This window comes from Flavobacterium sp. I-STPP5a (genome assembly GCF_009764685.1).
GTDB lineage: Bacteria > Bacteroidota > Bacteroidia > Flavobacteriales > Flavobacteriaceae > Flavobacterium.
Window position 1 is genome coordinate 1 of record NZ_VHLM01000075.1, and the last position, 13,340, is coordinate 13,340.

General features: G+C 31.1%; 5 protein-coding genes. 2 read left to right on the forward strand and 3 right to left on the reverse strand.

Going from position 1 to position 13,340, the window contains the following annotated elements; translation table 11 throughout:
- On the reverse strand, positions 1 to 263 hold a 263-nt coding region (locus FJV36_RS13755; RefSeq protein ID WP_158981225.1), incomplete at its 3' end, for a DUF4372 domain-containing protein.
- Between the two features lie 113 nt (positions 264 to 376).
- Between FJV36_RS13755 and FJV36_RS13760 the strand changes: the two genes are divergently transcribed.
- Together FJV36_RS13760 and FJV36_RS13765 are read left to right on the forward strand one after the other, a co-directional pair.
- Entirely contained in the window at positions 377 to 7,258 is a 6,882-nt protein-coding gene (locus FJV36_RS13760; protein ID WP_158727901.1) for a S8 family serine peptidase, read from the forward strand.
- Between the two features lie 591 nt (positions 7,259 to 7,849).
- Positions 7,850 to 9,505 carry a M1 family metallopeptidase gene (locus tag FJV36_RS13765; protein ID WP_158727900.1) on the forward strand — a complete coding sequence of 552 codons (1,656 nt, stop codon included), beginning with the start codon at positions 7,850 to 7,852 and terminating at the stop codon, positions 9,503 to 9,505.
- Between the two features lie 187 nt (positions 9,506 to 9,692).
- On the opposite strand, the gene FJV36_RS13770 is transcribed toward FJV36_RS13765, so the two are convergent.
- Both FJV36_RS13770 and FJV36_RS13775 read right to left on the reverse strand, forming a co-directional pair.
- Complete coding sequence (locus tag FJV36_RS13770) at positions 9,693 to 9,824, reverse strand: hypothetical protein (RefSeq protein WP_158727899.1); 132 nt, start codon at positions 9,822 to 9,824, stop codon at positions 9,693 to 9,695.
- Between the two features lie 490 nt (positions 9,825 to 10,314).
- The gene (locus tag FJV36_RS13775; protein ID WP_233264524.1) at positions 10,315 to 13,221 is read right to left on the reverse strand and encodes a triple tyrosine motif-containing protein; all 2,907 of its coding nucleotides are present in this window, start codon (positions 13,219 to 13,221) and stop codon (positions 10,315 to 10,317) included.
- Positions 13,222 to 13,340: the final 119 nt, after the last annotated feature.

Here is a 13,340-nt window from a genome sequence, read left to right on the forward strand (position 1 = left end):
TTATTTTGATAACTAATTGAAGATTTTGAGGGAGCTTTGTTGATTCCAAGATGATTTAAGTTCCCTGTAGCCGAACGAAGCCCGTTGCTTATATCTCGAACAGATTGACTCTTGGCAAACTGGCAGAAAAGCATTGAAATTAAATGATTCCAACTACTGAATCCTTTATTGTGCTTGTCGGTTTCTTTCCTTGCAACTATTTTGCTGAATTTTGAACGATCTAATTTTGAAATTATTTGAGAAAACAAAGTTATATTTGACATAGAAGAGGGCTTTTTTGTTGTGCAACTCAAAGTTAATTTGAGATACAAAAATTACCCTCTTTTTCTTTTCTTTTTTTAAATGTTTAGGACGCTATTGAACAAAAACCTTTAAAATGAAGAAAAAATTATTTTTTTTTGTTTTGTTTCTTTTCTCGATTTTTGGATGGTCGCAGAAAAGTAAACAAGATGATTTTTCTGTTTCTATAAATGGAAATAGCATTACTACAATATCAAATTTTACGCAGCAATTTAATTTGCTTAAAAAAAGCACAACCAAGCAAACTCCTAAAATTATTTACATATTAATTCAGTTTACAAAAGTACCTACAGTTAATGAAAAAGAAGAGTTAAAAAAGAAAGGTGTAAATTTGATAAGTTATTTATCTAATAATGCCTATTACGTATCATTGGATTCTAAATTTTATAATTCATCTTTTGTTTCTAAAAACATTAGAACTTTAATTGACGTTGATTCCGCTTTTAAAATTGATCCAACAATAGTCAAAAACGATATCCCCGATTATGCAAAAAATGGCACTTTAATAAAAGTAGTGGTAAGTTATTTTAAAGGTATGGATGTCAAAACCATTTCGGATAACTTGAGCTATTTAGGCCTAAAAGATTTTAAAAATTTTGAGACATTTAATCAATTGTACGTACAAGTTTCTCTTGATAAAATAAAAAAAATAGCCAATTTAAATTGGGTTCAAAATATTGAATTAATAGCTCCTCCAGTTGAAAGTGATAATCTGCCAGGTATAACTTCTCATAAAGTGAATGTATTAAACTCTGCTATTCCAGGAATAGGATATGATTTAACTGGAAAAGGTGTAAAAATTGGTATTTGGGATGGTAATTTGGAAAAACATATTGATCATACTAATAGAGTTATTACTAGAGAATATGAGTCAGCTTCATCACATGGTCAGCATGTTTCTGGAACAATTGGAGGAGCTGGAGTACTTGATCCAAGAGGTAAAGGAATGGCTCCAAATGTTCAAATGTATGGTTGGAATTTTAACGTTCAATCCAATGGTTTACCAGTTTATGCAGAGCGAGATTTTGCTGCTGCCAAAGATGATGTAGATCTAACCTCTAATTCTTACGGTACTTTACTCTCCTCGGGATATAGCACAACTCGATATGGTGTTAATGATAGAGGAGATGATAATGTAACTGTAAAATATCCTTTTTTATTAAATGTATATTCAAATGGAAATGCTCAAGCAGCTTATTCAGGTGGGTTTTATACATCAACTAAGGCATCAAAAAATGCATTGCATGTAGCTGCAAATGATCCGAATGATTTGATTAGTAACTATAGTAGTTTTGGACCTACGCTTGATGGACGTTTAGTACCACAAATAGCTGCTGTTGGTTCCAGTGTATATTCATTAGATTACAATAATTCATACCAAGTAATGAGTGGTACCTCAATGGCTACGCCGGGAGTTTCTGGAACTTTAGTCTTGCTGTATGAGAGATATAAAAATATTTATTCAACTAAGCCTTTAGCATCATTAATGAAAGCATTGGTTTCTAATACTGCAAAAGATGTTGGTAATCCAGGACCTGATTATAAATATGGTTTTGGAAATTTAAACGCTTTGCGTGCAATTAAGGCCTTAGATGAGAAAAAGTTTTTCAGCTCTACTGTTGCTAATGGGGAAATTTTTGAAAAAGAAATTCTGTTATCTTCGGGTTTGACTCAATTAAAAGTAATGCTTGCATATTCGGACATTGGAGCAACTCCAGGTGTTACAGATATATTAGTCAATAATTTAGATATTAAAATTGTTAAAGATGGTGTTACCACACTTCCGTGGGTTTTAGATGCTACTCAGCCAAATGTAAATGCAAAACGAGGTGTTGATAATTTAAATAATATTGAACAAATTACCTTAGATAAACCTGCTGCTGGAGTTTATAAAATTATCATAACAGGAAGTAAAGTGCCATTAAACACTCAAGAGTTTTCAGTGGTATATGACTATGTGAGTCCAGAGTTAATTTTAACTTATCCTATTGGTGGAGAAAAGTTTAACCCCGGCTCTACAGAGTACATCCGTTGGGATTATGAAGGTGAAGAGAAAACTTTCAATATTGAGTATTCAAATGATGGCGGAAATAGTTATACCGCTATAGCCAGTGATGTTCCATCTGCAGCAAGGAATTTTGCATGGAAAGTACCTGAAGGTGTTGTTCCTAATGCAAAAATTCGACTTTATGCAGGTAGTAGAGTTGTACAGTCTAAAGAAACTTTTTCAATAATGAAAGAGCCCGAAAACTTAAGAATTGTTTCTCCAACTTGTGGAGAATCATCCTATAAAATGGATTGGAATGCTATAGACGGAGTAAATTATGAGGTTTTAAAATTAAATGGATATGCTTTTGATGTAGTTGCTACTGTAACTGATCCTACTTATACGTTTACAAATCTAACTGTCGGAAATGAAAATTGGTTTACTGTCCGCTCAATTGATAAAGTTACTGGATTAGTCTCGGAAAGAGCTAGAGCCATCAATATTGATCCAATTGATAGATCCGTGCTAACAGCTATTAATTTACCTTTTAAAGAAAATTTTAATGATAGAAAGCCAACTAATTATACTTTATCTAAAGCAAGTTCAACAGGAACTATAGGATATGAATCAATTGGTCTAGCTTCATTGGATGCTGTGAAAATGTCAGGATCTGCCACAGCAGGTTCACCACTTTGGGCAGCTAGCAACAACACGAACGCTTTTACAAATAATCCCAACTATATTAAAAAATTATCTTTCTGCGAATTTGATGCTACTAATTTACCTGGGAAAGCAATTAGATTAAAGTTTGACTTAATTCAACAAAATAGTGTTACCGCCAATAAAAACTTTTTTAGAGTTTTAATTAATGGTGTTCCTGTAACAAGTAGTGAGGGTACCTCTGTTTACGCAGGAACAACAACTTCAACATCTAAAACTGTAACATATAATTTAGCTTCATTAGCTGGTACAAAATTCAATATTACGTTTGAAGGAGTTATGGATAATGATGCAACTTCTACACCAATTTACAATACTATTTTTGTTGATAATGTAGAAATTTATGAGGCTGTAACAAATGATCTTGCTTTAACAGCATTGTCTCCTAACACTGGATTTTCTGCAAATGAATCAGTGTCAGCTAAAATCTTTAATTTTTCTCCAATAGCAATTAGCAATATCCCAATTTCTTATAAAATCAATGATGGAACTGAGGTTTTAGAGGTAATTCCTGGACCTATTGAACCCTTGTCTGAAGTTATTTATAACTTTACACAAAAAGCTGATTTTTCAATAGGAGGTTCATACAAAGTAGTGTGCGCAATTAAACCATCTGATGATTCTGTACCAACTAATAACTCAATTACTAGAAGTGTTTTTAATACAGGCACAGATATTGTTATGGGAAAAATTAGTTCGGTTACTACATGTGGAGCAACTTTTACAGACAGTGGAACTAAGTATTCAAATTATGCCAACAATTTAACTCAAACAATTACTTTAACACCTGGGACGGCAGGAAGCAGTATTAAAGTTGATTTTACTGAATTTAATGTTGAAACAGGATATGATTTTCTATTTGTTTATAATGGTCCATTAACAACATCCCCATTAATTGGAAGATTTGATGGATCATCTTTACCACCTAGCCTAACTTCAACAGCTACTGGTGGTGAATTAACATTTAGATTTACTTCTGATACAGAGGTAGTTGATAAAGGTTGGGTTGCTACTATTTCATGTGTGCAAAAACCTGTGGAAGTTGACTATGAAATTGCAGCAATTGTAAGTCCAGAGGTTCTTGGAAAAAAAACAAATTCAAATGCAATTACAATACGTGTTAACAATTTATCTCCATCAGTTGCAACTAATGTTCCTGTTTTTTACCAAATCGATGGTCAGGTTAAAGTTGTTGAAGTTATACCTACAATTGAATCTTTATCAACAATAACTTATACTTTCATAAAAACAGCTGATCTGTCTATAACGGATGCATCCTACTCAATAACAGCAGGTATTGACATAGCCGATAGTAATGCAGCAAATAATACATTAGTTAAAGTTGTTTATAATAAAAATAATTTACCTTCCAATATTAATACAAATGGTTTTGCTATTTCGAGATTAAAATGGAATGATGTTATAAATAACTCAGGAACAACAGCATATTCGGATTTTAAAAATATAAAAATTCCTGTTTATGCGGGGTTTACTTATCAACCAGAAATTACAATCATAAAACCAGAAAGACCAATTACTAGAGATATATCAACCACTCCTGGAGTTTTTACTATGATAGTAATTGATTTGAATGGAGATGGAAATCTAACGGATGAGTTTTATGCAGGATCATTTTGGATTAATACCTTAAATACAGCAACAGCTCCTGCGATTTTATCAACTACCAGTGTGCACAATTTTAGACATAATACAACATTGGCAGCTGGAGTGACAGTTCCAAGTACAACTACAGCTGGTGAAAAGTTAATGCGAGTAGTTCACATGTTTCGTTCACCAAATGAATATTTTAATGTGAATTTAGGTCCAACTTTTGATGGTTTAACGAGTTCGAGGGAAGATTTTGAAGTCGAGGAATACACAATTAATGTTCTTCCTTTTACAGATGCAAATGTAAGTATTGAAAGAATATCTGCACCAGTAAAACTTGGTATGAAACCAGTTATAGTTTCAGCGCAGATACGTAATTTTTCTAATGCAGCAGTTTCTAATTTCCCTGTTGCTTACAGAATTAATGGCGGTCCTGAAGTAATTCAAAATCAAGTATCAGCAATTAACCCAGGTGCTACAGCTACAATTACATTTACTACTAAAGCTGATTTAGGCGCGGTTGGAGACTATAACATTCAAGTTTACACAAAATTAGTTAATGACACTGATGTTAGTAATGACTCTAAATCCATTACTTTATCTCATGTTGCAAATGCCAATAAGAATGTGGTGGGAACTTTTGACGGTATTGATGATTATTTGATAGCTGATAATAATCCTGGTTTAGATTTAACAAATAACTATACATTTGAGGCTTGGGTTAATAGAAAAAACCCAACAATTTTTGGTAGAATTTTTGATAAATCAAGAGTTAATCTATTTGTTCATACAAATAATAATTCTACGTATAAAGAAAACAGTTTAGTATTGTCAATTACAACAGCATCAGGAACCTATGTGATTAATACTGGATTAAATTCAGTACAATTAAATAAGTGGCATCATGTAGCTTTTACAGTAAGTGCAACCAATGTTTACACTATGTACATTGACGGGGTTGCTGTACCTTTTACCTTTACAGGAACAGCTGCAGCTGCTACAACAAATGCTACCCTGCCTGCATATATAGGTGGAAATAATTCCTTGACACGCGGATTAGATGGGAATATTGATGAAGTACGTATATGGTCTGGAGTTAAAACTCAGGCAGAGATTTTAGCTAATTCAATGACTAAATATGTTGGTACTGAAGCGGGATTGTTAGCATATTATTCTTTTGCTGAAGGTGATAAACAATTTGTTTTTGATACTACTGCAAGCGATAATACTGCTACTGTTAAAAATGCAAATACTGATGGATTAGGTGAAGGGAAATTCTGGAACACTCCAACTCTTTTACAAAGTTTAGAATTAAAAGACCAGCTTTCAGTGTCTTTTGATTTAGCTACTAAAACATATACTGTATTGTTAAAGAGTGGTATAGATGTCACCAAGGCTATTACAGTATTTAATGCTTCTATGAATTCCATAGCTAAAATAAATGGAGTAACGCAAGTAAGTGGTGTGACAACTAATGATTTTACAAATCCTGTAACTTTTACAGTAGAAGGTGTTGGATTTAACGAGGGTATTACTGAGAGTTATACTTTAAAAGTACTTACGGGATTAAATGATCAAAGTAAACTATTAAGTTATACATTTAAACCTGAAAATAATTTAGGATTATCTCAGGAAATTTCAACCGTTATCTCAGGAGCTAACGCATCAATAAACATTCCTTTTGGCATCGATGTTTCTAAATTGAAAGCTAATTTTGATATTTCAGCTGGAGCACAATTGTTCATTGATAATGTAAAACAGTTAGCTTCATTAACATCTGAACTAGATTATTCAAATAGTATTTTGGTTACCGTTGTTTCAGAAGATAAACTTTCTAAAACGACTTATATGGTTAATGTGGATGCTAAAAACGCAGAAGCAAAGTTTGTGAATTATTCCGTAGCAAATCAAGTTGGGACTGCTAATATTGACAATGTCAAAAAAACGGTTGACGTTTTGGTGAATAATAATGCAACTTTAAATGCTTTAGTTCCTGTTTTTCAGGTTTCTGAAGCAGCTCAAACTCGTATAGGAACGTATATTCAAAACAGCGGAGTTACATCGTTGAATTATTTAGCTCCTATTGAATATAATATTGTATCACAAAAAGGGACAATTGAAAAATGGAGAATTGCTATTCAAAGAGCAAAACCTAGTATTGTATTACTGGGAGATGATAACGTTATTGTTGGAAAAGGTTGTACTTATATTGAAAAAGGATTTGCGGCTAAGGACAATTTAAATGTTGATTTAACTTCATCAGTTATTGTTACAGGATCTGTTGATGTAAATGTTATAGGTCAATATACCTTAAATTACACAGTAAAAGATGCTTTAAACAATGAAACGGTAGTAGTTCGTAATGTGAATGTAACAGATGCTGCTTGTAATTTAGATGTACCTTCTAATTCAATTCAGGGTTTTAGAATTTTTCCAAATCCAATAGTTGGAGGTAAAGTATTTATAACTACAGCGGCAAATAGTTTAAAAAACATTTCGTTTTTTGATAGTTCTGGAAAACAAGTTTTAACTTTGAAAACAGATAGTACAGAATTAAATGTGTCAAAACTTCCTAAAGGAGTTTATATATTAAAGGTAGAAGAAAACGGTAAAGTTGCTATTGAGAAAGTAATTGTACTATAGTAAGACTAGCTCTAAATAATTGACACAGATTATTAGACAAATTTAAAATTCTTAAAACAGCATCAAATTTTTTTTGGTGCTGTTTTTAGTTTTTATAGGTTTCAATTACTATCTATTTTTATTGTGAATATGATTTGGCGTAACTATTAATGTTATAGTTTTTAGTTATTCCAGCACAAAAACGATTGAAGTTAATGGTAACAAAACTTAAATTATTGTAATAGATACCCCTTGTTTTCGAAGTGCAATAACCAAAGAACCTAATTCAAAGAACCGCTTTTAACCAAATAAATTTGGCGAAGGAACAATTCTAGTTAAAGCATAGTGAGGATAGTTATCAAATGAACATTATACAATCTTTACGTTTCCTTCATTCACTGCCGAACAAAACTCACATCCATAACAATTAGTTGTTAAAGAGATTATTCTGGTGTATTAAAACTTTACTTTAAAAATCGTAAAGTACTAATGGAGATCTGCAATATAGAGAATAAATAAAAACAAAACAGTACATAAATCTATTTAGAAAATTAAGAAAAAGTAGCACTTTTTTTGTTTGTAAAGTCTATTTTTGTTGTAAATAATTGCACTATGAAAAAATATTTAAGTTCTATTTTTATATCCTTTTTACTTTGTAATTCGGTCAATGCTCAAGGATTATTAGATCAAAAAACACCATTATTTACTAGACAAGATACCCTTCGAGGGAGTATTACTAAGGAAAGAGCTTGGTGGGATGTAAAAAGGTATCATCTTGATATTAAAGTAAATCTTAAAGACAGCACAATCACAGGTTCAAACACCATAAAGTATCAGGTTGTCCAAGAATATAATAGTATGCAAATTGATTTGCAAAACCCAATGAACATTTATAAGGTTACCCAGAATGGGGAAGATTTGGAGTTCAAAAGAGAAGGAAATGCTTTTTTTATTGCATTAAAGGAACCTCAAGTGAAAGGCAGTATTAAAGAACTTACTGTTTTTTATGGTGGAAAACCCAAAGTTGCTGTAAATCCGCCGTGGGATGGTGGAATTACTTGGAAAAAAGATAAAAATGGTACTCCTTTTATAGCCTCATCATGTCAGGGATTGGGATCAAGTGTTTGGTGGCCTAATAAAGACCACATGTATGATGAAGTTGAAAATATGCTCATTAGTGTTAATGTTCCCGCCAATTTAACAAATGTTTCTAACGGTCGCTTGCAAAGTGTAAAAACCTTGAAAGATGGAACTAAAACATATAATTGGTATGTTGCTAATCCTATCAATAATTACGGAGTAAATATCAATATTGGGGATTATGTTACTTTTTCAGAAAAATACAAAGGTGAAAAAGGAAATTTAGATTGTACATATTATGTATTAAAAGAAAACTTAGAAAAAGCAAAAAAGCAATTTCAAGACGTTCCTAAAATGTTAAAAGCGTTTGAACATTGGTTTGGACCTTATCCATTTTATGAAGATAGTTATAAATTAGTTGAAGCTCCTTATCTCGGAATGGAACATCAAAGCAGTGTTACTTACGGGAATGGCTATCAAAACGGGTATCGTGGAAGCGATTTAAGCGGAACTGGCTGGGGATTAAAGTTTGATTTTATTATCATACACGAGTCTGGTCACGAGTGGTTTGCCAATAATATCACCTACAAAGATATTGCCGACATGTGGATTCATGAAAGTTTTACAAACTATTCTGAGAGTTTATTTTTAGAATATTACTATGGAAGGGAAGCTGGATATACTTATGTTAGAGGTCTTAGAAATATTATTGAAAATGACAAACCTATCATAGGTAAATATGATGTAAACAATGAAGGTTCAGGGGATATGTATCCTAAAGGAGCAAACATGTTGCATACTATACGACAATTAGTGAATAGCGATGAAAAATGGAGAGGAATACTAAGAGGTTTAAACAGTACTTTTTATCACCAAACGGTAACAACTAAGCAAATTGAGGATTATTTAAGCAAGCAAACAGGAATTGATTTGTCGATGGTTTTTAATCAGTATTTAAGAGATACTAGAATACCTTCATTTGAATATTATTTGGATAACAACACTTTAAAATACCGTTGGATAAATATTATTACAGGTTTTAATATGCCAGTAAAAGTCTTGCTAAATGGGACAGAAATTAGTTTGAATCCAATATCAGAATGGTCTGAATTTAACAACTCTAAAAAAATTGAAAGTGTTGTATTAGATTCTAATTTCTATGTTGGGGATAAAAAGATTGAAAAATAAGAAGTTTATAATTCAAATATTTAAATACAAAAGAACCTCGTTTTATATTTTAGCCCCTTAATTGTTCGGAGTGATATTTTAAATTTCAAATAGTACATTTGAGATAAGAAATACAAGAAATGAAGTTCAGAAGAAAAGCTAGAAATAAGTTGTAGCAGCTGTAAACCATACTAATTTTGGAACTTTCTCATCTGCATGTACAAACAACAAAAATAATACTAAAGTAATGATCGTGGCTTTTGAAATATTTTACATGCCTGTCCGAATTATGTTTCTGAACCGTTGTTGAAATCATGGCATCATCTGCTAAAGAAATCAACTGTACGACAGTATATTACGTTTTAAAATACTTGTTTTAAGCCTCGTTATTTTAATTTCACAACTCTAAATTACAATGTTTTTTAAGAAGCCATTAATTTGGCTTCTTTTTTATCGAACAACAATGTTAATGAATGTGAAAAAGTGAATAGATGCCACAAAAAAATCAATTAATACAGTTAAAATCTTACAAGAAAAAACACTGTAATTAGATAGTTTAGCTTTAGAACGTTTTTCTTTAGGAACTACGATGAAAAAAACATCTAAAATTATTTACCGACTCTTTTCACCCAAAGAAAATACTTCCTTAGAACCTATGTTTTATAGAATTAATTAACTTACAACAACTTGTGTTATCTTGGGGTAATGGGTTCATTTTAAACTGCAATACAGCTATGCTATATTAACTAAAAAAAAGTAAGGTATTGCTGCTTTTTTATTTCTAGTCTAAGTGGTCAATAACAACTACAAACCCAACAGCCTTTTTGTTTTTATTTTATACTCATAAAGTATCCGATTAAATTTTCTTTTTGATTTAATTCCAGTTTTTTTCTTAATCGATATCTAGCCAAATCTACTCCTCCCGTTGATATGTTCATGAATTCAGCAATTTCTTTTGTAGACATGTTCATTAATAAATAAGTTGCCAGGTCCATTTCTCTTGGTGTAATATTAGGATGCTTTTCCTTTAATTTTTTTAGAAAATCAAAGTGAACATTTTTAAGGTGTTTTTCAAGATCCTTCCAGCTTTTATCAATACTAACTTCTTTGATAATGCTTTTGTTTAATTTATTAAATTGAGTCTTTGCTGCTTCGTCAAATGAGGCTGTATTGATGTCTTTTAACCTTTGAATAATTCCGTTTAATGTTTTGTTTTTTTTAACTACCTGTATTGTGTTGTTCACTAATTCTTTGTCTTTTGACAATAGTTTCATTTGCAACTTGTCATTTTCTAGTTTTTCTATTTCTTTCTCTAATTTATATTGTTCTAATCTTATCTTAGTTTCTTTCTCTAAATATAATCTTCTTTGTTCTAAGGTTTCAGCATATTTGTTTTTTCTTATTTTCATTCTAATTCTAAATCGAATATAGAATACCGAACCTGTTACAATTAGTAAATATAATATGTAAGCTGATGAATGTCTGTACCAAGGAGGAGTCACTCTGAATTCAAAAGAAGTTTCAACCGATTGAATCTTAAAGCTGTTTCGTGCTTTCACCTTCATTATATAATTGCCCTCTTTTAAATTAGTATATTCTTTTATGGTGTTGTTTGACCAAGCACTCCACTTTTCGCCAAAACCTTCCAGCTGATAGGAGAATTCGATATTTTCTAGATTTTCGTAAGAAGGGGACGAAAATGTAAACTTTACTTGATTTGAGTCATAAGGCAACTCATACTTAATCCTTTTGTCTTGCTTATTTCCTAAATATATGGTGTCTCCAGGAAATGTAAAACTTTGTATATGAGCAATCGGTTTTGATATAGATTTAATTTCGAGAGTAGCATCATAGTGTGCCAGACCATCTGTTAATCCTATAAAAGTGTTTTTGGAATCAATAGTATTTATAGACATATAATTGGCTACTAATTTTCCGGTCAAACTTGAAAAAGGAGTTATGACATGTTTATATTTATTGTTTCCAACTTTTCTCAGCGTTCCCATTGACTCATCATAGAAGTACCAAAGATTTCCATTAATATCTTCGGTTAATTTTTTAATTTTTGGAATGAACTTAAAGATATTGGTCATTATTGTATCCTCTACAAATGTGCCTTGTGCTATTGAATAATTGTAAAAAATATTATTAGATTCAAAATATACTTTATTATTTATTATTTGAAGACTTCCAACGCCCATATTTTTTTTAGAAAATTGAGTAAAGGTTTTAATGGTCTTAGTTTTTCTTAAATCATTATTCAGGACAATCTGATGAATATATTGATCTTTTTTTAGCCATAAATAATCTTTATCAATTTCAAATGAATTGGATGATTTGTCGATGCCCTCTATTTTATTTCTAAATTTCATTCCTGAACTTGTTTTCTCAAAAACAGAAAAACCATTATAATTTGCTCCTATAAAAAAATTAGGATTATTAGGTATTGATTTAAATCCATAATATCCATTGGGATCAAGGTTTTTAATCATTTTTCCATTTTCTATAAGTAGAGCTCCTTTGTTGCTGGCGCATATCAATTCTCCATTGATTACCTGTACATTCCAGGCTTGAGTAGTAGTTCCTTCAATAAGCCTAAAGGAACCTTCTTTAAAATCTGTGTTCCAAGGATGAAAAAAAACACCTTGATTAGTTGCAACATACAAATTGCCTTTATGCACAACAGATGAATAAACCGTGCCTAAATTATAGCTAAATCCAAAATAGGTTAGAAATGAATTTTCGTTTACATATGCAATTCCATTATCCAATCCTAGCCATAGATTATTGCTATTGTCTATAAATGAAGTAAGAACTGTATTGTTTTGAAGCCCTTTGGTACGATCGATATGCTGCATGATGTTTCCATTTAGATCGCAAACTATGATGCCATCTAGGACTGAATTAATTACAATATATTTATTTTTGTAGAGGACACATCCTAGAGAGCCATTCTTTTTTATAAAAGTATTTGCTTCGGTATTCCAAGACACTGCCTGATTGTTTGTTAGTATAAAAAGACCTTTATCCAAAGTAGCGGTTAGGATCTTATTTTTTTCTAATGCAACCATGCCCCAAATTTCTGAATTATTTAAAGTTTTTAATCCCTTAATATAATGCAGTTTGCCCTTTTTATATTCTAAAATTCCAGATGAAATATCTTGAATATACAATTTGGAATTGGTTAGAAATGAAAATTGAAATCTTTTTGGTGCTTTTATTATTTTAATCTTGTTGTTTTTGTAAATAAAGATTCGGTCGAAGGATTGAAAAATAACTTCATCTTTATAGAGATGTATTTTCCAGATAAAGTCAATTATCCCCAATGTTTTTTTATCTAATGAGCCGGAAATAGAAAAATATTCGAGTTTCCCTTTTGAATTGGCTTTAAAATAGCCAAACTCATTATAACAACCCACGTATATTTTTCCAGTTGAGTCTACTTTCAAACATTTAATAGCATCCGAATTTTTTGCTTTGTATTTGTTCCATTTTGACCCGTCAAACTGCAAAAGACCGTCATTATTTCCAAAATAGAGATTGCCATTTTTATCTTGGTCAATATTCCAGTTTTGTGTTCCACCCTTATATTCTGTTCTGGTATAATTTTTTATAAGGGGTAGACCAATTTTTTTTACTTGTCCAAAAAATGATATTGGTAGGCATAGAAAAATAGAAATCAATATAAATTTGATCAATATCATGTATTGATCTTTATTATTAGTTTGGGTTTTCATATGATTTATTTACTTATTTGGCATGAGATAAATTATATTTTTAAATGTCTTTTGAGCTGAATCTAAGGCACTTTTACATATTTTGAGCTAAAGTATCTAATTTATAGTAATTGGAAATA

What these genes read in the sequence shown, in the direction of transcription:
- FJV36_RS13760 (WP_158727901.1), top strand. Translation starts at nt 377, where the DNA reads ATGAAGAAAAAATTATTTTTTTTTGTTTTGTTTCTTTTCTCGATTTTT.
- FJV36_RS13765 (WP_158727900.1), top strand. Translation starts at nt 7,850, where the DNA reads ATGAAAAAATATTTAAGTTCTATTTTTATATCCTTTTTACTTTGTAAT.
- FJV36_RS13775 (WP_233264524.1), bottom strand. Translation starts at nt 13,221, where the DNA reads ATGAAAACCCAAACTAATAATAAAGATCAATACATGATATTGATCAAA.